General features: G+C 34.5%; 19 protein-coding genes and 1 pseudogene. 10 read left to right on the forward strand and 10 right to left on the reverse strand.

Annotated features, from left to right (window positions below; translation table 11 throughout):
* Window position 1: 1 nt before the first annotated feature.
* From FYC62_RS01885 to FYC62_RS01905, 5 genes are all read left to right on the forward strand, one after another.
* Entirely contained in the window at window positions 2–1,597 is a 1,596-nt protein-coding gene (locus FYC62_RS01885; protein ID WP_149073713.1) for a complex I subunit 4 family protein, read from the forward strand.
* A complete protein-coding gene (locus tag FYC62_RS01890) occupies window positions 1,597–3,072 on the forward strand; it encodes an NADH-quinone oxidoreductase subunit N (RefSeq protein ID WP_149073714.1) in 1,476 nt (491 codons plus the stop codon). The genes FYC62_RS01885 and FYC62_RS01890 overlap by 1 nt, the downstream gene beginning before the upstream one ends.
* Window positions 3,073–3,324: 252 nt before the next feature.
* On the forward strand, window positions 3,325–4,638 hold the full coding sequence (locus FYC62_RS01895) for an ammonium transporter (protein WP_039450423.1): 1,314 nt from the start codon (window positions 3,325–3,327) through the stop codon (window positions 4,636–4,638).
* Between the two features lie 198 nt (window positions 4,639–4,836).
* A complete protein-coding gene (locus FYC62_RS01900; protein WP_149073715.1) occupies window positions 4,837–6,741 on the forward strand; it encodes an amidophosphoribosyltransferase in 1,905 nt (634 codons plus the stop codon).
* Window positions 6,742–6,813: 72 nt separating this feature from the next.
* Complete coding sequence (locus FYC62_RS01905; protein ID WP_149073716.1) at window positions 6,814–7,392, forward strand: hypothetical protein; 579 nt, start codon at window positions 6,814–6,816, stop codon at window positions 7,390–7,392.
* Here FYC62_RS01905 and FYC62_RS01910 read toward each other — a convergent pair.
* A pseudogene (locus FYC62_RS01910) lies at window positions 7,393–8,021 on the reverse strand (LysE family translocator). It lies immediately after the preceding gene.
* Window positions 8,022–8,257: 236 nt separating this feature from the next.
* Here FYC62_RS01910 and FYC62_RS01915 point away from each other — a divergent pair.
* On the forward strand, window positions 8,258–8,710 hold the full coding sequence (locus FYC62_RS01915; RefSeq protein ID WP_240534783.1) for a deoxycytidylate deaminase: 453 nt from the start codon (window positions 8,258–8,260) through the stop codon (window positions 8,708–8,710).
* Between the two features lie 65 nt (window positions 8,711–8,775).
* Here FYC62_RS01915 and FYC62_RS01920 read toward each other — a convergent pair whose 3' ends face one another.
* Entirely contained in the window at window positions 8,776–9,243 is a 468-nt protein-coding gene (locus tag FYC62_RS01920) for a hypothetical protein (RefSeq protein ID WP_149073717.1), read from the reverse strand.
* Window positions 9,244–9,315: 72 nt separating this feature from the next.
* The gene (locus FYC62_RS01925; protein WP_149073718.1) at window positions 9,316–10,758 is read right to left on the reverse strand and encodes a M20/M25/M40 family metallo-hydrolase; all 1,443 of its coding nucleotides are present in this window, start codon (window positions 10,756–10,758) and stop codon (window positions 9,316–9,318) included.
* 136 nt (window positions 10,759–10,894) lie between these two features.
* Between FYC62_RS01925 and guaA the strand changes: the two genes are divergently transcribed.
* The 4 genes from guaA (at window position 10,895) to FYC62_RS01940 (ending at window position 14,808) form a co-directional block, all read left to right on the forward strand.
* Window positions 10,895–12,427: a glutamine-hydrolyzing GMP synthase gene (gene guaA / locus FYC62_RS01930; RefSeq protein WP_149073719.1), complete on the forward strand. Its 1,533-nt coding sequence runs from the start codon at window positions 10,895–10,897 to the stop codon at window positions 12,425–12,427.
* Window positions 12,384–13,034: an ABC transporter substrate-binding protein gene (locus tag FYC62_RS17385; protein WP_240534784.1), complete on the forward strand. Its 651-nt coding sequence runs from the start codon at window positions 12,384–12,386 to the stop codon at window positions 13,032–13,034. The genes guaA and FYC62_RS17385 overlap by 44 nt, the downstream gene beginning before the upstream one ends.
* Window positions 13,031–13,519 carry a type 1 periplasmic-binding domain-containing protein gene (locus FYC62_RS17390; protein ID WP_240534785.1) on the forward strand — a complete coding sequence of 163 codons (489 nt, stop codon included), beginning with the start codon at window positions 13,031–13,033 and terminating at the stop codon, window positions 13,517–13,519. Before FYC62_RS17385 ends, FYC62_RS17390 begins: the two co-directional genes overlap by 4 nt.
* A gap of 125 nt (window positions 13,520–13,644) precedes the next feature.
* Window positions 13,645–14,808 carry an RsmB/NOP family class I SAM-dependent RNA methyltransferase gene (locus FYC62_RS01940; protein WP_149073720.1) on the forward strand — a complete coding sequence of 388 codons (1,164 nt, stop codon included), beginning with the start codon at window positions 13,645–13,647 and terminating at the stop codon, window positions 14,806–14,808.
* A 24-nt stretch (window positions 14,809–14,832) separates the two neighbouring features.
* Here FYC62_RS01940 and FYC62_RS01945 read toward each other — a convergent pair whose 3' ends face one another.
* The 7 genes from FYC62_RS01945 to FYC62_RS01970 all read right to left on the reverse strand — a co-directional run bounded on the left by FYC62_RS01945 (window position 14,833) and on the right by FYC62_RS01970 (window position 19,700).
* Window positions 14,833–15,405 (reverse strand): MarC family protein, encoded by a 573-nt coding sequence (locus FYC62_RS01945; RefSeq protein ID WP_039450447.1) that lies wholly within the window; start codon window positions 15,403–15,405, stop codon window positions 14,833–14,835.
* 171 nt (window positions 15,406–15,576) lie between these two features.
* Complete coding sequence (locus FYC62_RS01950) at window positions 15,577–17,040, reverse strand: amino acid permease (RefSeq protein WP_149073721.1); 1,464 nt, start codon at window positions 17,038–17,040, stop codon at window positions 15,577–15,579.
* 182 nt (window positions 17,041–17,222) lie between these two features.
* Entirely contained in the window at window positions 17,223–17,912 is a 690-nt protein-coding gene (locus FYC62_RS01955; protein WP_149073722.1) for a pseudouridine synthase, read from the reverse strand.
* Between the two features lie 38 nt (window positions 17,913–17,950).
* Window positions 17,951–18,142 carry a hypothetical protein gene (locus FYC62_RS01960; protein ID WP_149073723.1) on the reverse strand — a complete coding sequence of 64 codons (192 nt, stop codon included), beginning with the start codon at window positions 18,140–18,142 and terminating at the stop codon, window positions 17,951–17,953.
* Between the two features lie 158 nt (window positions 18,143–18,300).
* A complete protein-coding gene (locus FYC62_RS01965) occupies window positions 18,301–18,948 on the reverse strand; it encodes a YdeI/OmpD-associated family protein (protein WP_149073724.1) in 648 nt (215 codons plus the stop codon).
* 94 nt (window positions 18,949–19,042) lie between these two features.
* A complete protein-coding gene (locus tag FYC62_RS16985) occupies window positions 19,043–19,201 on the reverse strand; it encodes a hypothetical protein (protein WP_168199349.1) in 159 nt (52 codons plus the stop codon).
* A complete protein-coding gene (locus tag FYC62_RS01970; protein WP_237612910.1) occupies window positions 19,188–19,700 on the reverse strand; it encodes a zeta toxin in 513 nt (170 codons plus the stop codon). Before FYC62_RS01970 ends, FYC62_RS16985 begins: the two co-directional genes overlap by 14 nt.
* Window positions 19,701–20,024 lie beyond the last annotated feature (324 nt).

The raw sequence follows: 20,024 nt of genomic DNA on the forward strand, positions 1-20,024 counted from the left end.
AATGGGTTTATTATCAATTTTAATATTTGTGCCTTTACTTTTTGCTTTAATCATCTTATTAATGCCTAAAAAGTATAGTCAAACTTTTAAATATTTTACCGTTGCCGTGGCTGTAATACAGCTAGCTATAACGGCTTATTTGTATTGCCAATTCCAAACCGGAGCAGCTTTTGCAGGTGTAAATCAGTTAGATAGCTATCAGTTTAAAGAATATTTACCTTGGATACGTTTAGATGTAGGAAAATTTGGCGCTTTACAAATAGATTATTTATTGGGTGTTGATGGCTTTTCTATTCCACTTTTATTTTTGTCTGCTTTGGTTATGTTAATTGCGGCATTATCATCATGGGAAATAAAAGAAAATCATAAAGGGTATTTTTCTTTAATGATGTTGTTGAACACAGCCATCATGGGTGTTTTTTGTGCTCTAGACATCTTTTTATTTTACGTTTTTTACGAGTTGATGCTACTTCCTTTATATTTCCTTATAGGGATTTGGGGAGGAGTAAGGAGAGAATATGCAGCTATTAAGTTCTTTTTGTATACTTTATTAGGTTCGGTATTTATGTTATTGGTTATTGCAGGCTTATATTTTTCTGTTATAGACCCTTTAACAGGTAACCATACTTTCAATATCGTACACATGATGAACCCAAAAAACTATGTGCCAAACGGTATATTTTCTTTCTTAGTGCATCAAGATATTTTAGGTGTCCCGGCAAGGTTGTTAGGATTTATAGTCGTGTTTATAGCTTTTGCTATTAAAGTACCTATTGTACCTTTTCATACTTGGTTGCCCGATGCCCACGTGGAAGCACCAACACCAATTTCTATCATACTAGCAGGTATATTATTAAAAGTAGGAGGTTACGGTATTATCAGAATTGCTTACAGCATATTTCCAGATATAGCCTTAAATCTTTCTTTCTACGTAGGCTTATTAGGTGTAGTTTCTATACTTTACGGGGCTATGGTTGCTTTAGCGCAAACAGATTTAAAACGCTTAATTGCTTATTCATCTGTCTCGCATATGGGTTTTGTATTGTTAGGTTTAGCATCTCTTACCTCAGAAGGTATTAGTGGTGCCATGATGCAGATGATTTCTCATGGTTTCTTATCGGTGATGTTGTTTTTTATTGTTGGTGTGGTTTATAACCGCGTTCATGATAGGTATATCTACAACTTTAGAGGTTTAGCAACCCACATGCCTATTTACACAGGCTTTGTGATGATTGCTTTTTTTGCTTCCTTAGGTTTGCCAGGCTTCTCTGCTTTTATTGCCGAGGCGTTTTCTTTAATAGGTGCTTTTAACTCAGAAAGTATAAATGGCCTTATTCCACGCTGGATGGCCATTTTAGGTTCTTTTGGAATATTGTTAGGGGCTGCCTATTTACTTTGGACATTGCAAAGAATGTTTTTTGGGCAGTTAAGAGTAAAAGAAGAAAGCTGGCTTATAAAATTGAAAGATTTAAATACAAGAGAAATTTTAACCCTTGTACCGCTAGCATTTTTCGCCATATTGTTGGGCATCATGCCTTCTTTGGTTTTTAATACCATCAACTCATCTGTAAACCAGTTTATTTTATTGTTTACCTAATGCAAACAGGTTTAGATATAGCGCAATCCACAGAGAATATCATAGCCTCTCTGTCTTACTTTATCCCAGAGTTTATCATAACTGTAGGCTTTCTGCTGATCATTATAATAGACTTATTTATGAAAAAGGCAGAGCGTTTGGTGTTTTTTGCAACAATGTTTACACTGTTTTTAGCTGCTGTTGCCTATCTTATTCAGTTAAATATTATACAAACCAATAGTTTGTTATTGTTTAATGGCATGTTTTTGCATAATAGCTATGTCATTGGGTTTAAGTTATTGGCTTTATTTGCTTCATTATTATCCTTAGTGTTTTTTAATCAGGATAAAGATTTAAAAAATCACCCTAAAGGGATAAATGATTTTTATACCATTTTCTTAGGCGGTGTATTAGGTTTGCTTACGCTGATATCATCTGCAAACTTATTAATGCTTTTTTTAGCCATAGAGATGTTATCCATAGCATCTTATCTGATGGTTTCTTATACCAATAAAGAAAAGTTACAAGCAGAAGCAGGGATGAAATATGTCCTTTTTGGAGCCACAGCTTCTGCTATCATGTTATATGGGCTAACATTTTTATATGGTTTCTCTGGAACTTTAAACCTCTATAACGATCATATTTTTACAGCTTTTGAGCAGGTAAATAGCTTCTCGGCAAGTTTAGTATTGTTAATGGTATTAGCAGGTATAGGGTTTAAACTATCCTTTGTGCCTTTTCATTTCTGGACACCAGATGCCTATCAGCAAGCGCCTACTTCTGTAAGTTCCTTTTTATCTACAGTACCAAAAATTGCAGTTTTCGCATTTTTATTCAGATTGGCAGCACCATTTCAGCTTGTTTCTATACATTTTTCAACCATTATTTTGTTTGCAGCGGGTTTAACCATGCTTGTGGGAAATGTGATGGCAGTTTTTCAGAAAGATTTAAAAAGATTGTTAGCTTATTCTTCTATAGGGCATACAGGTTTTTTATTGATGTTGTTGGTTTTGCCAGATGATAGCACTATGTCTAGCAACTTATGGTTTTATCTTTTTGCTTATAGTATCACCAATATTGGTGCTTTCATGAGTATCGCCTACTTAGAAGAAAGTTTTAATATTAAAACACTGCAACAATTGAAAGGCTTGGGTAAATTAAATACCATTATAGCACCTTGTTTGGTTGTATTTATGGTTTCTTTAACTGGTTTACCTCCAACGGTTGGTTTCATGGCTAAATTTGTTGTGTTTTCTTCTTTAATTTCAGAAACTACAGCTATTGGCTTTCTAGTTCCTATATTAATTGTGGCAGTATTAACTACTGTGTTGTCTTTATTTTATTATTTTAATATTCCACTTCATATTTATCTAAAGAAACCAGAACAATTAATAGTTAAGGAAAAAAAATCTCCAATTTTTGATTTCTTCATCATAATTCTGGCTGTTATAGTTCTAATTGCTGGTGTTTTTCCTAGTTTTTTCAAAATATTTTAAGTCTTGTAATAGAAATAAGATTTTAAGTCATGTTTTTGGATGCTTTTTTTGTTAAATCTTGCATAAAATATGATTTGAAAAATATGTTTTTTTAAAAAAATGTTAAAATAAATACCTGATTTTTTTAATGAATTTCATTTATGTTCTTAAAAAAGGTGTTTTTTTTGAAAAAAAACTAAAAAAATATAATATTTAGTATAAATCATATAATTATTCCTAATTTTCAGCCATAATAAATCCAAATTTTAAACAATGGCTAAGAAATTATCAAAAGTTCCGTTTATTTTTCTTGCAATTATTGCATTATTAACGATTTTTTATCCCTCAGTACCAGGGGAGATGTTTGCTGGTGAGTATAATTCATCAGATATAGCATGGATGCTATGCGCAACAGCATTAGTATTGATTATGACACCAGGTTTAGCGTTTTTTTATGGTGGTATGGTGAAAAAGAAAAATGTGATTTCTACCATGCTACAAAGCTTTATTTGTATGGCAATTATCACCGTTATTTGGGTGGTTTTTGGTTTTAGTTTAGCTTTTGGCGATTCTATTGGTGGTATTATCGGTGATCCTAGAACATTTTTCATGATGAGTAATGTTATTGACGGTAAACCTTGGGTATTAGCGCCAACTATTCCTTTAGTATTGTTTGCTTTATACCAGTTAAAATTTGCCATTATAACTCCTGCTTTAATTACCGGAGCTTTTGCAGAGCGTATCAGATTCATTTCCTACTGCTTATTTATTTGCTTGTTTTTTATTGTAATCTACGCTCCTTTAGCGCATTCTACATGGCATCCTGATGGTTTGTTATTTCAATTAGGTGTACTTGATTTTGCTGGTGGTACGGTAGTTCACATGTCGGCAGGTTGGGCAGCTTTAGCTTCCGCGTTATATTTGAAAAAGAGAAACGAGCCTAGCCATTCGCCCGCCAGAATTACCTATGTTTTATTAGGTACTGGTCTTTTATGGTTCGGTTGGATAGGTTTTAATGGAGGTTCTGCTTATGGTGCTGGTACGCTTGCCACTGTAGCTTTAGCAAATACCATGGCTGCATCAGCAGCAGCAGCTCTTGCTTGGATATTTTTTGACTCTTATAAAGGTAGAAAACCATCAGCAATGGGTACTTGTATTGGTGCGGTAGTAGGTTTAGTAGCTATTACACCAGCAGCTGGTTTTGTTACCATACCTCATTCTCTAATTATAGGTGTTGTAGCGGCTGTTGTAAGTAACCTCATTGTAGATTGGAGAACACGTACTTCTATAGATGATACCTTAGACGTATTCCCTTGCCATGGTGTTGGCGGTATGGTTGGTATGTTGTTAACTGGTGTTTTCGCACATCAATCTATTAACGCAGCTAATGAAACGGGTAATGGTTTAATATTTGGAGAAACCCATTTATTCTTAGTGCATTTAGGCGCTTTGATAGGGGTGTCAATATTTGCATTCTTTGGCTCTTGGTTATTATTGAAAGTAACGGACATGATTAGCCCATTAAGAGTTTCAGAAGAAGATGAAGATGCTGGTTTAGATATTTCTCAACATGGCGAAAAATTATAATAGCTTTATAAGCATTCATATTTAACAAAACATAAATCCCTCTAAATTTTTTAGGAGGGATTTTTGGTTTAAAAACACTATCAAAAGATTTAAATAAAGGTTATTACTAATAATGTTACTGGTATGACTTTTTTAATTTTTTTTAATTTCCGCATTTAGCAAGAATTCATAATTTTGCACACTTATCAAATAGCTTAGATGAGCGACTCTATTAAACACGAATGCGGAATTGCATTCATCCGCCTACTTAAACCATTATCATTTTATCAGGAGAAGTATGGAACATCACTTTATGGCTTAAACAAGCTGTATTTGCTGATGGAGAAACAGCACAACCGCGGACAAGATGGCGCTGGTATTGCCACCATTAAACTGGATATTAAGCCAGGTAATAGGTATATCAGTAGGTATCGCTCTATGGAGAAAAATGCTGTTCAAGATATTTTCTCTTACGTGATGAAGAAATTTGCTGCTGTAGAGAAAGAAAATCCAGCTTTATTGAAAGATGCTAATTGGTTAAAAGAACATATCAGTTTTACCGGAGAAGTATTATTAGGGCATTTGCGCTATGGTACACATGGTAATAACAGTGTGGAAGCTTGCCATCCTTTTTTGCGTCAAAACAACTGGATGACACGTAATTTGGTTATTGCAGGTAACTTCAACATGACAAATGTTGATGAACTATTGCAGCAATTGTACGATTTAGGGCAACATCCAAAAGAGCAAGCAGATACAGTTACCGTTCTTGAAAAAATAGGTCACTTCTTAGATGATGAAAATCAGGAGCTTTTTGACCATTTCAAAAAAGATGGACTTGATAATGCTGAAATTTCTCGTTTAATAGCTCAGCATCTTGATGTAGGTAAAATCTTAAGAAAATCTGCTAAAACTTGGGATGGTGGTTATACCATCAGCGGAATTTTTGGTCATGGTGATGCTTTTATTTTAAGAGACCCAGCAGGTATACGACCAGCGTTTTATTATCAGGATGATGAGATTGTTGTTGCAGCATCAGAAAGACCGGCATTGCAAACAGCTTTCAATATAAAAATTGGTCAGGTTAAAGAAATACAACCAGGCCATGCTTTAATCATCAAAAAAGACGGTACTGTAACAGAAGAAATGTTTACAGAGCCTGTAGAAAAAAAATCATGCTCTTTTGAGCGTATTTATTTCTCTAGAGGTAGCGATGCTGATATTTATAAAGAGCGTAAAAAACTAGGTCAGCTATTATGTGATAAAATTTTAGAGCATGTTAACCACGATTTAGAGCATACCGTATTCTCTTACATCCCAAATACAGCAGAAGTAGCTTTTTATGGTATGGTAGAAGGTTTGCATACCTACAACCGTAAAATACAAAGAGATGCTTTGGTGCATAGTCGTCATAACCTTACTGATGAAGAATTAGATAGGATTTTAAAGACTACACCAAGAGTAGAAAAACTAGCTATCAAGGATGTAAAGATGCGTACTTTTATTACGCAAGATGCAGATAGAAGCGATATGGTTTCTCATGTTTACGATACCACTTACGGTTTAATAAAACGTGATGTTGATACCCTTGTAGCTTTAGATGATTCTATTGTAAGAGGCACAACTTTAAAACAAAGTATCTTAAGAATTTTTGATAGACTAGGGCCTGTTAAAATTGTTATTGTATCATCGGCACCACAAATTAGATACCCAGATTGTTACGGTATAGATATGAGTAGGATGGGAGAGTTTGTGGCCTTTGAAGCAGCTATAAAGCTCTTAAAAGAAAGAGGGATGGAACAATTGATACATGATGTTTACGCTAAATGCAAAGCGCAGGCCAATGTTCCTAAAGAAGAGGTTATTAACCATGTGAAAGAGATATATGCGCCTTTTACACCAGAGGAAATCTCAGCTAAAATTGCTCAAATTATTACACCACCAGAAATTGGTGCTAAAGTAGAAGTCATTTATCAAACGCTAGAAAACTTACATGAAGCTTGTCCTAATCATTTAGGAGATTGGTATTTCTCAGGAGATTATCCAACGCCAGGTGGAAATAAAGTAGTGAACAGAGCTTTCATGAACTGGATGGAAGGTAAAAATGCCAGAGCATACGTATAGTTTTCTATCAAATAATATTGAGAAAGTCGGTTGGAATAAAACACTAACCGACTTTTTTTATTGGCATAATTGATGAGTTTCAGAGATATGATGCTATTAAAGAAATTTTCAACTGTATTATTTTTTGTTTTGTTGATTGCTGCTTGTACAGAAAATAAAATTAAGCAAGATGATAAAGCAAAATACGAATTGCTATTAAGAGAAAATGATAGTTTAAAAAAGCTTTTAAATACTCAAGATAGCTTGAAGAAAGCTCTAAAACCTATAACAGTAAACAAACAAGCTTTAAGGACTGGAAAGCATCCCATTACTTTACAATGGATCAGTTGGGACAAACCCGGTTATGTTAAGGTAATTCCTATAGCTAATAGTTGGTATTTGATATCAGGTACCCAAAACAATGAAAATGGAGACTATCTCAAAATAGCAGGTAAAATAAGACGCTTAAGTGTAAAAGAGCTTGAGTTTGAAGGTAGGATAGAAACGTTAGTGAGTAGTATTAACAAGGGCAAACCTTGTATCAAAGAAGGGAAACAAACCTTTTATGGAAAAGGAAATCGGAAATACTTTAGGTTGCAAAATATGACAAGTTGCGAAGGCGGTATGGTGGTAGATTATATCGATATCTATCCGGGAACGAGCAGCTTGTAATTAAATTAAAGTTTCAGTAAATATCAGGTTATAAACCAATTTCAAAGCAAAGGTTATGATTAAAATGCCAGCTATCCTGTTTACTTTTTGGATAGTTTGCTCTCTTATTTTATGTCTTAAACGATGAGCAAAATAGGCTTTTAGCGTGTCCATCCCAAAAAGGGTAATTAAAATAGTTCCAAAAAAGGGTAGAATTTGTTCACTTTTAAGCTCTCCGTTTAAAGAGTAAATTCCACTGGTTACACTTATCCAATACAATAAAATAAAAGGATTGAAAATGCACATAAAAATCCTTTAAGGAAATAACCAGCGTTTTTTCTGGAAGAAGGAATGGGCTCGTAGGTGATTTTTACTTTCTTAAGCAAATAATACAGACCTATCCCAAAAAGAATAGCACTTCCTAATATCCCGATAGGTAAACGATATTGGTTTTCAAAATTGAGTAAAGAGGAACCAAATAAAGTTACAGCCACATAAACGGCATCAGAAACTACAACTCCTAAAGCCAAAGAAACTCCTGCATGAAATCCCTTCTCAATACTCGTCTTAATCAGCGCAAAAAACACAGGTCCTGTTACAAAAGAGAGTACTATCCCTAACCCAATACCCGAAATAATCAATTCTAACATGTAATAAAGGTTCTTTATGTGATGCTATTATGCGAATATGCAATTTTATTGGTTAAAATTAGCTGTAAAATTGCATTAGTTACAATTCAAATAAATTTAAGCAGATGAAGAATAAACTACAGATTTAGGAATGTCTTTGACCATCAAAGCAATAGAATCTAAAAATTAACGGTAAAGATTAAGGCTTATTACTATTTTAGCACATCAAATAAATAAGCAGGAAACATAAAGCATATATGAAACTAAGTTTCGATTTTATATTCATGAATTTAGCTTCTGATTTAGCAAAGCGTTCGCATTGTGTAAAAAATCAGGTAGGGGCTGTACTTACAAAAGACACACGTATTATTTCTATAGGTTATAATGGGCCGCCGGCAGGTACGCATAATTGCGATGAAGAATGGCCACAAGAGGGTTGCCCTAGAGATTCTAGAAACAGTTGCTCTTTAGCTTTACATGCCGAGGAAAATGCAATTTTATATGCTGTTAAAAACGGCACACAAATACAAGATTCTACTTTATACACCACTTTATCACCTTGTATTGCCTGTGCTAGATTAATCTTATCATCAGGTATAAAGCATGTATATTTTAGAGATTCTTATGCAGCATATAAAGGCTTACCATCAGACGAGGGTGTAGATTTTTTAAATAAGTTTGGAGTAGTTTGTGAGAAGTTAAGCGAGTAAAAATAAAAACAGGTAAGTTGTGATGAACAACTTAACCTGTTTTTGCTAAGTTTAAATTATTTTCCTCATATTGCTATCGGTATACTTGCTTGTTGTAATGTAAAAGTAACAGCTGCACTCGTAGTGATTTTAGCTTTGTCATCATAAGCCTTAGCAGTAATGGTATTAGCACCATTAACAAGAGGAGCGCCTTCCACATATGTAGAATATCTTCTAGAATAATCAATCGGAGTTTCAGTAGCTGAAATAGTTATGCGGTTTTTAGCGTTCAATGTTTTTCTGCTATCAGGAATGGTTTCTGTAGCTATTAAAGTAGTGCCTCTATAAAATTCAACTTTAGTAATAGTACCATCGTTATCATAAGCTTCTGCATCAATAATGAAATAAGGTTGCGAGCCAAAGTATGTGTAAGTTGTAGTAGTTGAAATAACACTTACAATTGGTGCTTGGTTGTTATCATTGTCTTTTTTACAAGAAAATAAGCTTAGTACTAAAGCTACAGATAGTGCGGTTTTAAATAAGTTTTTAATCATGATGTATTGTTTAAAATGAGAACCAAAAGTATCATGAAGTTTTAGATGATGCACTACCCGAAATGGGTAGGTTTATTGGTAATTCTTAATAAAGTTATAATAGAAAATTATCCCGCTTTTAAATTCCGTCACTTTTATTCTTTCATTCACACCATGAAAACCTTCAGGATCTGTAAAAGGGGTAAACCTAAATACCTGTGTGGTTAAATCGCCAAAGAACCTACTGTCTGTAGCGCCCAGTACCAAATAAGGCGTTACAACAATATCTTCCTGAAAAGCACTGATGGTTTTTTGTAAATAATCAAAAGTTTTATCGTTAACCTTGGCAATTTGGGCTGTTGCAGAACTGCCTTGCCTTAAGCTAATTTCAATCTCGGGGTTATTAATCACTTTTTTAATATGATTGATGACTGCCAAAGTATCAACCCCAGGTAATGTTCTAAAATTTATAGTAGCACTTGCCTCACCTGGGATAAGATTCTCTTTTAAGCCAGCATTAAAAATGGTAGTAGCTGTAGTTGTTCTTAAAGTAGCGCTTCCGGCAGCAGTTTTTTCGTAATTACTTTTAATGATAGCTGAAAACAGCCAGCGGTTAGCCATAGCCATCTTACTTACAAAAGGCATTTCTGGGCCAACATAATCCATAAAAAGATTAGTTACAGGGCCTAGTTCTAAAGGGAATTGGTTTTCTTTAAGTTTTACAATGGCTTTGGCAAGCTCATCAATAGCGGTTTGTTTTTCGGGCATAGAAGAGTGGCCACCTGCAATTTTCGCTTTTAAATCAATACTTACATAGCCTTTTTCTGCAATACCTACAACGGCAGCTGGTTTGCTTAAACCCGGCACTTTATAATTGGTAATGATACCGCCTTCATCTAAAACTAAAGCTGGTTTTATACCTCTTTGCTTAAATAATTTAGCAATAACCTTTGCGCCTCTTTTGCCCGTTACTTCTTCATCGTGGCCAAACACAAAATAAATATCGTTTTCTGGGATGAAATTATCTTTTAAAAGAAGCTCAACACTTTCCAAAATAGCTATTAGGCTTCCTTTATCATCAATAGTTCCTCTTCCGTAAATAAAATTATCTTTTAAAGCTCCAGAAAATGGATCGGCATGCCAATTCTTTCTGGTTGCTTTCTCAACAGGTACAACATCTTGGTGAGCCATTAAAATGATAGGTTGTAATGCCTTGTTTTTACCTTGCCAGTGTAAAATCAGACTTAAGTCGTTAACTTTTTCTAGTTTTAATTTAGAGAAAGTTAAAGGGTAAGCTTGTGCTAAAAAAGTATGAAAATCTAAAAAGGCAGCGCTATCTATTAAATTGGCTTGGTCATAAGAAATGGTTTTAAACTGAATGGCTTTCTGTAAATTGCCTATGCAACTTTGCGGTACATTAACAAATTCTGCCGGTTCAACAGTAATTTGCTTGCTTTTAAAAGTGAACGTATTGATTAAAACTATTACTGCTAATAGCAAAAAAGCTATTAAAAGTATAGATGAAAATTTCTTCATGCTGTTTAGATTTTATACAAAATAGGAAATTTAAGATTAGCATCAAACTAGATAAGATTCTGTAAGCCACCAAAGCTTAGCTAAACTTATTTACCTTATTTACTAGTTACAAAGCTTTAAATTTTTACCTTTGCGCATGCAAGAGAAAATCCTCATTCTAGATTTCGGCTCGCAATATACCCAATTGATAGCCCGTAGGGTAAGAGAGCTAAATGTTTACTGCGAAATTCACCCCTTTAACAAGGTTCCAGCAATTGACGAATATACAAAAGGTGTCATCCTATCAGGTAGCCCATCTTCTGTTAGACAAGCCGATGCCCCACAAGTAGATTTCAAACAATTTCATGATAAACTGCCTATATTGGGCGTTTGTTATGGTGCCCAGTATATGGCGCAACATTCTGGCGGACAAGTAGTAGCCTCAGAAATTAGAGAATACGGAAGAGCAAATCTGGAGTATATTCATGCTAATAATCCTTTACTGCATGGTATCCCTTCCAAATCTCAGGTTTGGATGTCTCATGGAGATACCATAAAAGAAATTCCTTCAAATTTTGAAGTTATTGCTAGTACAGATACCGTTAAAGTTGCTGCTTACCAAGTAAAAGGAACGCAAACTTACGGTATACAATTTCACCCAGAAGTAACCCATTCTACAGATGGTAAGCAATTATTGCAAAACTTCTTGGTAGATATTTGTGGCTGCTCACAAGATTGGACCCCACATGCTTTCGCGGATATTACCATAGATGATTTAAAAAGCCAATTAGGTGATGATAAAGTAGTTTTAGGTTTATCAGGAGGGGTAGACTCATCTGTTGCGGCATTGCTTTTGCATAAAGCTATTGGCAAAAATTTACATTGTATTTTTGTTGATAATGGCTTACTACGTAAGAATGAGTTTGAATCTGTTTTAGAATCTTATAAAGATTTGGGCTTAAACGTAAAAGGCGTTAATGCTAAACAATTATTTTACGATGCCTTAACTGGTTTAACAGATCCAGAGCAGAAAAGAAAAGCAATAGGTAGAGTTTTTATAGAGGTTTTTGATGATGAAGCACATCAGATTTCTGATGTAAAATGGCTAGCACAAGGTACTATTTATCCAGATGTGATAGAATCAGTATCGGTAAATGGTGGTCCGTCTGCAACTATAAAATCTCACCATAACGTGGGTGGTTTGCCAGATTTTATGAAGCTCAAAATAGTTGAGCCTTTAAAATCATTATTTAAAGATGAAGTTAGAAGAGTTGGTAAAGCATTAGGTTTGCCAGAGAATATCTTACACAGGCACCCTTTCCCGGGCCCAGGTTTAGGTATCAGAATATTAGGAGAAGTTACTCCAGAAAAAGTAGCTATCTTACAAGAAGCAGATTACATCTACATAGAAAACCTAAAAAAAGCAGGTTGGTATGATAAAGTTTGGCAAGCAGGAACCATTTACTTGCCTATACAATCTGTTGGGGTTATGGGAGACGAAAGAACTTACGAAAACGTTGTAAGTTTAAGAGCTGTAGAATCTGTAGATGGTATGACTGCCGATTGGAGTCATTTACCTTACGAGCTATTAGCTAAAATATCTAATGAAATTATCAATAATGTTAAAGGTATAAACCGGGTAGTGTATGATATCAGTTCTAAACCGCCTGCTACCATTGAGTGGGAGTAGGGTTTATAGATTACTATTTTTAGCTTTCTTGGCGGCTTGTTCGCCAAAAACCACCCCTAAAGTTGTAGAACGCATAGAGCCTGCACCTGATAGAGAGGTTAAAACAAAGCCTAAATTAGAAACATTACCCGAAGAAAAACCAGTGGAAAAGCCAGAAATGGTGCTTTCACTGGTTCTTCCTTTTGAACTTACCAGCATTAATTATAAAACCGCGGGTTTAAAAGACATAGCCAAAGCAGAAATTGCTATTGATTTTTACCAAGGCTTTAAAATGGGACTAGATTCTGTAGCTCATAATTTAGGAGCTAACTTTAAATTACAAGTTTACGATTCTAAAGACGACCCAGCTAATATTGCCATACTAGCAGCTAAAGCGGGTATCAAAAATTCTGATTTAATTGTTGGGCCTATTTTTCCTAACGGGATAAAAGCTTTTGCTACTTATAGCAAGAATATGCAAAAGTTGGTGGTTTCTCCCTTGGCTGCAAGTGGGCCAGAGCAGTTTAACAATCCCTATTTAATTACCGTTAACAATTCTTTAGAGCAACATACCTTAAGCGCAGTAAACTTCATCAAATCTGATTTAAAGCCTAAGAAATCGTCATGATTAGAAGTGGCCAAGCAGATGAGTTTAAATTTGCCGTTCCGTTTAAGAAATATCGCGATAGCTTACTTAAGCAAACCACATTTTCTGAAATTGGTATAAAAGCCATTGGTTATGAGCATGTATATAAACATTTGAATCCGGTTGGTTTAAATGTAGTTGTTTTGCCTGCTACAGATAGAAATTTCTTGCTTTCTATCACCAAAGAATTATTGAAGTTAAGCTCGAATTTTCAAATTGCTGTTATTGGTCACCCAGGTTGGGAAAAGCTACAGTTCTTAGATGCTGCAACCATGCAAAAGCTTAACACGCATATTACCTCATCTTATAAAGTAGATTATAAAACCCCCAGAGTAGAGCATTTTTTAGCAAAATACCGAGCTAAATATAGTTTAGAGCCTAGCGAGTATGCTATTAAAGGTTTTGATATTGCTTATTATTTTGCTTCTTTAATGAATAAAAAGGTAAGGCTTTCGCCGATGACTTGACTAAAACTTCATTAGAAGGTTTGCACAACCAACTCGATTTTGTGAAGGATGCTAAATGGGGTTATTATAACCATAGCTTAATGATTTTAAAGTATCAGGATTTTCAGCTTAAGAAGGTTAAATAAATGAAAGCTATTCACCAATTGGCCACGGTAGAGCAAATTTTAGCTCGTTACCAACAAGACCAGCCTTTGCATCGTTTTCTAGCGGTTTACTATCGTCAAAATAAGCAAATGGGGTCTAAAGACCGTAAAATAGCTAGCAGATTGATTTACAATTATTTTAGGCTAGGCCATGCACTTCAGCAGGAAACTTTAATAAATCGTTTAATTGTTGCCGATTTTCTTTGTAATACCCTTAGCAATTCATTTATTGCTTTTTATAAACCAGAATGGGAAGTTTCTATCAACTTAACCCTTGAAGAAAAGCTTGCTTTGGTGAAACAAGAATTTTCTGATTTTGATGTTTTGGCTATTTTTCCTTTTCATCATCATTTATCAGAAGGGGTAGACACCACTTTATTTTGTAGTAAAATTCTAGTACAGCCAGATTTATATATCAGAGTTAGAAAAGGTGCCGAAAAACGTTTTACAGGGACTTTAATAGACGCTGGTCTAAATTTTCAGCATTTGGGAGAACAAACTTATGCCTTGGCAAACGGTACAAAGCTAGATCATTTATTTACCGATAAAGGTTTATATGAGGTGCAAGATTTATCCTCGCAGCAAGTAGGGAATTATTTTAAACCACAGAAATGGGATAAATGGTGGGATTGCTGTGCAGCATCTGGCGGTAAATCGTTGCTTTTACATCAGCAACAGCCTGATATTAAACTTTTAGTTTCTGATATAAGAGCTTCTATTTTAGATAATTTGGATGAACGCTTTTTACATGCAGGTATCAGAAACTATCAGAAAAAAGTACTTGATTTAACCTTAGACCAATCTTTATTCTTACATGATTACGAGTTTGATGGTATCATCTTAGATGCACCTTGTAGTGGTTCTGGTACTTGGGGAAGAACGCCTGAAATGATTAATCAGTTTGAAGAACATACCATACAGTTTTTTCAAGATTTGCAGCGGAAAATCATCCGTAATGTTATGGCCTATCTAAAGCCAGGTAAGCCTCTTATTTACATCACCTGTTCTGTTTTTAAAGAAGAAAATGAAGCTCAGGTTGCTTGGATAAAAGAAGCGTTTAAATTGCAAGTAGAAAGTCAGGAACTTATCAAAGGCTATCAACATAAAGCCGATACCATGTTTGTAGCTAGGTTAGTTAAGGCATAAATTAAAATCACTTAAGCGGATATTTTACAAACCTGTATTTGTTCTAAACAGTTTTATCGCAATAGCTAAGAGAATAATACCAAAAGCTTTTCTTAAAATATGTAAACCTGTGGTGCCAAATAGTTTTTCTAAACGCAAGGTATTCTTGAGGATGATGTAAACAAATAGCATATTTAGCACAATACCTACCACAATATTTTGCGTAGCATATTCTGATTTTAGAGAGAGTAGGGTAGTCATGGTGCCAGCCCCAGCAATTAAAGGGAAAGCTAAAGGTACAATAGATACCGTTTCCGGGATTTCTTCCTTAAAAAAATTGATGCCTAGAATCATCTCCATAGCGATAAAGAAGATTACCAAAGAACCAGCAATTGCGAAAGATGAGATGTCTAAACCAATAACTTTTAGTAAGGCTTCACCAACAAATAAGAAGATAATCATCAACACCAAAGCCACTAAACTTGCTTTTTCAGATTGTATGTGACCTGCTTTTTGTCTTAACTGCACAATAACAGGAATAGAACCTAATATATCAATGATGGCAAATAAAATCATCGTTACAGATAAAATCTCATTAAAGTTGAAAAAGCTATTCATAACAAAAGTTTTTTTGATAAACAAAAAGGTTGTCTCAAAAATAGTATCTGTCACATTGAGCGGAGTCGAAATGTTCTCTGATAAGCTTAGAAAAGGCTTCGACTCCGCTCAGCCTGACACAAAATGGTAATTTGAGACAACCTGTTAAATTTTTTAGATGACTATGTGTGCTTATTGCTTTAAAGAATCGGCGTAGTTTTTTCTAACTACCGAATTTTTCTTGCTGTAGGTAAAGTAAATGATTACCCCTAAAGCCATCCAAATGGCAAGTCTTATCCAGCTTTCGCCTGGTAAAGAATACATTAAGTAAACACAAACTAATATACCAGCAATAGGCACAAAAGGTACCCAAGGTGTTCTAAATGGTCTTGGCAAATCTGGTGATGATTTTCTCATCACTAATACACCAACACATACCAAAACAAATGCAAATAAAGTACCTATAGAAACCATGTGGCCTAAATCAGAAACTGGTACAAAGCCTGCAAAAATGCTTACAAAGCCCATGAAAAATAAATTTGTTTTCCAAGGGGTGTTAAATTTTGTATGAATAGAGCTGAAGAATTTAGGGAGTAATCCGTCTTTAGACATGGTGTAAAATACCCTCGATTGCCCCATCAACATCACCAAGATAACTGATGTATAACCCGCTAAAATAGCTATGATTAAACCATCTTGTAAGAAAGAATATCCGGTTACGGCGAAGGCTGTAGCTGCTGGTTTTGCATCGCCTGCAAAATCTTTATAATTTACTAAGCCTGTCATCACGTGTGCAAATAATACATACAAAATTGTACATACAATAAGCGAACCTAATATACCAATTGGCATTCCTTTTTGTGGGTTTTTAGCTTCTTGTGCTGCGGTAGATACTGCATCAAAACCTATGAAAGCGAAAAATACAACAGCAGCACCAGTAGCAATACCCGTAAAGCCAAATTGCTCGTAAATACCTGTGTTTTCTGGTATGTATGGGGTGTAGTTATCAGGATTAATATGAGACCAGCCTAAAGTAATGAACATTAAAACCACTGCAACTTTAACAATTACCAAAACGTTATTCATGGTTGCAGACTCTTTAGTGCCTCGCATAAGTACCAAAGAAAGCATACAAACAATAAAAATTGCTGGTAAATTGATGTAACCGCCTTCAATTACAGTTCCATCGCCCAATTTTAAGGTTTCAAAAGGAGATACAATTAATTTATGCGGTAAATCTAGATTGTATTTATGGAGAAACTCTAGTAAATATCGAGACCAAGAGACAGAAACTGTGGCTGCGCCTAAAGCATATTCTAAAACCAAATCCCAGCCAATGATCCAAGCCATAAACTCACCCATGGTTGCGTAAGAGTAGGTATAAGCAGAACCTGCAACCGGAATCATGCTGGCAAACTCTGCATAACATAAACCTGCAAAACCACAAGCAACTGCTGCCAATACAAATGATAAAGTTACCGCCGGGCCAGCATTTTCAGCGGCTGCAATCCCTGTTAATGAAAATAATCCAGCACCAATGATAGCTCCAATACCCAGAGCAACAAGATTAAAGCTTGATAAGGTTCTTTTTAAACTTCCTTCACCAGTATCTGCTGCTTCAGCAAGTAGCACATCCAACGGCTTTTTAAAATTCATAAATGTTTGTTTAGTTAGTTAATTCTGTTTGTGTGTAATTTCAAAAGCTAATATATTAAAAAATGTTGTAGAGATATGGCTTTTTGAAATTCGCTTTGGATATTAATATAAAAACCATGATTAAAAAACATGTTTTAGCTTTTATAACACGTAAAAATTATGATAAAGGCTGTTTTTTACTTTTATTTCGAATATTCTATTTTTAATATAGCTAACATTCTTATAAATTCTGGTTGTAGAGCAGCTTTTAAATGTAGTTTTTCATTACTCAAAGGATGAAAAAATTCTAATTCTGAAGCGTGTAGCAACATACTTTCCATTTGGAAATGCTCTTTAAAAAACTTGTTTTGTTTATTACAGCCATGTGGCCTATCGCCAATAATGGGATGAAAAATATGGGCAAAATGCCTTCTCAACTGGTGCATACGTCCGGTTTGCGGCTGTGCTTCTACCAAAGAATATCTGGATGTTGGGTGTTTGCCCACCGCAAGTGGAATTTCTGTTCGGGCTAAAGTTTTAAAATGGGTAATTGCATCTTGTAAAGTGCCATTTTCCTTTTTCAAAGGGTAATTAATCAAAAGTTCATCGGGGCTGTGGCCACGTAATACGGCCAGGTACTTTTTTTGCACTTTATTCTCCATAAATTGTTGCTGCATCAATCTATCGGTTTCTTTGTTCAGGGCAAAAAGAAGCAGGCCACTGGTTTTTCTATCTAAACGATGGGCTGGCCATACGTGTTGCTGTATTTGATCTCTTAAAAGTTGTAGTGCAAATTCTTCGGCATTTCTGGCAATGGGCGATTGATGAACCAACAAGCCATGAGGTTTATTAATGGCAATAATATTTTCGTCCTGATAAATGATCTCTAACATGACTCGCAAATTAGGAATTTATAAGTAATTGCGTTCTGTTAAGTATTATTTTGCTTTTTCCTCACCTTAAACCAATTGATGATTAGCCAAATTAAACTTATCAATACTAAAAATAGGGGTAAGGCTCCTGGTTCATCTTCAACACTAATGGTGAAAACCATGAGTAATATGCCTATTGCTAAAGTGATGAATGGCATCATATGAAGTTTTGATGTTTTAATAGATTTCATTTTTTTATTTTAAAAGTACTTTGAAATACAAAGTAAGTTAAAATATTTGATAACCATTGCAAATCATTAGTTTTTAATTTGGGTTGGATGAAATTGTTCTTCTAATTTTTGGGACGTTTAGGAAGCATCCTTGATAAGATGATTTGGGATGAAAAGTATTATTTCAAACGGTTTTTATACTCGTCATGCAAGCCTATACCATTAAAAATTTGGGCTTTATATTTTTCAATTCGGCTCATGCGTGTTTGACTTTGTTTTGGTTGAGAGAAATGGATGATATAAGCTCTTTGTCTGCCCGGTGTTAAAGCATTAAAGGCTTTCTCAAAAGCTTTATCATCTTTAAAAGATTCTATCAATTCTTCCGGAAGAGGCTCTGGATTTTTGTTAAGCTCTACTTTTTGTCCGCTTTCTTCTAAAGCGATGGCTTCTTTTATATAGGTAGTTAAAATGGTTTGTACTTTTTCAATTTCGTTTACCTGCTTAAATCTGATGATTCTGGCTGCCTGAACATTGCCCTGTTGTTGTAAAATTTGATGCTTATCACTCAGTAAAGCACCTTTAAAAAAGCCAATATTGGCCGACTCTTTTAAGGCATTTACCAGAATCACATTTTTCCCTTGATGCGTATAAACTGGAGCTCCCCATTTTATTTCTTCTTTAAGGCCAGTTTCTAAAACAATTTGTCTTAGCAATTCAAGCTCCTCTCTCCACTGATTGACTTTACATTTCGGGGTAGCGCCATATTTACATCGCATACAGCCATCTATTAAATATTTATCAACTTGTGGGTTTAGTGTAATGTTCATGATGAAATTTTGGAGTAGATGATCTTGTGTTGTAGCTCTTTGTTTGAAAGGACTTCGAAGAGTAAAATAAATTAAAAGAGTTTATTAGCTTATATTATGAGTCTTCAGGCTTTATTTTGACAATTTTATCGTTACGTAAAACTACCAAAACACTGTTTTTAGTTTTCTTAAATTCTAAAAGTTTTTCGTATGTTTTTTCCAGTCCTTTAAGAATTTTGTTTTTTTCCTCTATTTGAATTTCAATTGTTGTCATAGTAATTTTTTAAAAGGTTAAATTTTTTTTGATTGATGATATTTAGAACTCCATCTATTTGTTTATCTGCCAAGAGTTCATGTTTTCCTTCTGAATTATCAAAAATTAGAGCTCCGTCAACGATTGGAAGATAAATGTCAAACAAATTCTTAATTCCTCTGAAGTATCTTCTTTCAATTATTGCAGGCTCAATATTGTGGCCACCTTCTGAAACTCTTATTTTTACACGTTCTTTAGCTAAGTCAACGTTTTGAAGCCAAAAAAACAATAATGAAACGCTATACCTCTTTTCTTTTGCTTCGATGATTTTACCTTTATAGCTCTTAGTCGATAAAGTCGTTTCGAATGCAAAGTTTTCATTTTCAGATAGCAATTCATTAATTCTATTAAGCATGATTCGACCTGCTTCAAACGAAACTTTTTCAGGTTGAAAAGGAGATAATCCTTTTGCAATTTCATCAGCATTGACAAATTCTTTACAATTTAAAATTTCAGGCAAAATAGTGAATGATGCAGTTGTTTTACCTGCCCATTACAGCCCGCTATTATGTAAAGCTTTTTATTAATCATGATATTAGCAAATTTACAATTTATTTTCTTTGATTTTTTGCTTATAATTTTTGATAAATCCCAAACCTTTTTTGGTAATAAATAGCGAAGTAAGTACCGTACTTAAGTAGCACACTTTCAGAAATCTGAATGTTTAAATGCTCCGTAGGATATTGGACTATACTTTCTCCTTCTTTTACAAAGATGAAACAAGCTTCATTTTCAAAAACAGCGGGTATTTAAAAGGTATTTTATCACCAATCTTTTTATAACG

Origin of the sequence: Pedobacter aquae (assembly GCF_008195825.1) — a bacterium.
GTDB lineage: Bacteria > Bacteroidota > Bacteroidia > Sphingobacteriales > Sphingobacteriaceae > Pseudopedobacter > Pseudopedobacter aquae.

Excerpts from the sequence above, each read along its gene's own strand:
- FYC62_RS01885 (WP_149073713.1), top strand. The coding sequence starts at position 2 with ATGGGTTTATTATCAATTTTAATATTTGTGCCTTTACTTTTTGCTTTA.
- FYC62_RS01890 (WP_149073714.1), top strand. The coding sequence starts at position 1,597 with ATGCAAACAGGTTTAGATATAGCGCAATCCACAGAGAATATCATAGCC.
- FYC62_RS01895 (WP_039450423.1), top strand. The coding sequence starts at position 3,325 with ATGGCTAAGAAATTATCAAAAGTTCCGTTTATTTTTCTTGCAATTATT.
- FYC62_RS01900 (WP_149073715.1), top strand. The coding sequence starts at position 4,837 with ATGAGCGACTCTATTAAACACGAATGCGGAATTGCATTCATCCGCCTA.
- FYC62_RS01905 (WP_149073716.1), top strand. The coding sequence starts at position 6,814 with ATGAGTTTCAGAGATATGATGCTATTAAAGAAATTTTCAACTGTATTA.
- FYC62_RS01915 (WP_240534783.1), top strand. The coding sequence starts at position 8,258 with ATGAAACTAAGTTTCGATTTTATATTCATGAATTTAGCTTCTGATTTA.
- FYC62_RS01920 (WP_149073717.1), bottom strand. The coding sequence starts at position 9,243 with ATGATTAAAAACTTATTTAAAACCGCACTATCTGTAGCTTTAGTACTA.
- FYC62_RS01925 (WP_149073718.1), bottom strand. The coding sequence starts at position 10,758 with ATGAAGAAATTTTCATCTATACTTTTAATAGCTTTTTTGCTATTAGCA.
- guaA (WP_149073719.1), top strand. The coding sequence starts at position 10,895 with ATGCAAGAGAAAATCCTCATTCTAGATTTCGGCTCGCAATATACCCAA.
- FYC62_RS17385 (WP_240534784.1), top strand. The coding sequence starts at position 12,384 with ATGATATCAGTTCTAAACCGCCTGCTACCATTGAGTGGGAGTAGGGTT.
- FYC62_RS17390 (WP_240534785.1), top strand. The coding sequence starts at position 13,031 with ATGATTAGAAGTGGCCAAGCAGATGAGTTTAAATTTGCCGTTCCGTTT.
- FYC62_RS01940 (WP_149073720.1), top strand. The coding sequence starts at position 13,645 with ATGAAAGCTATTCACCAATTGGCCACGGTAGAGCAAATTTTAGCTCGT.
- FYC62_RS01945 (WP_039450447.1), bottom strand. The coding sequence starts at position 15,405 with ATGAATAGCTTTTTCAACTTTAATGAGATTTTATCTGTAACGATGATT.
- FYC62_RS01950 (WP_149073721.1), bottom strand. The coding sequence starts at position 17,040 with ATGAATTTTAAAAAGCCGTTGGATGTGCTACTTGCTGAAGCAGCAGAT.
- FYC62_RS01955 (WP_149073722.1), bottom strand. The coding sequence starts at position 17,912 with ATGTTAGAGATCATTTATCAGGACGAAAATATTATTGCCATTAATAAA.
- FYC62_RS01960 (WP_149073723.1), bottom strand. The coding sequence starts at position 18,142 with ATGAAATCTATTAAAACATCAAAACTTCATATGATGCCATTCATCACT.
- FYC62_RS01965 (WP_149073724.1), bottom strand. The coding sequence starts at position 18,948 with ATGAACATTACACTAAACCCACAAGTTGATAAATATTTAATAGATGGC.
- FYC62_RS16985 (WP_168199349.1), bottom strand. The coding sequence starts at position 19,201 with ATGACAACAATTGAAATTCAAATAGAGGAAAAAAACAAAATTCTTAAA.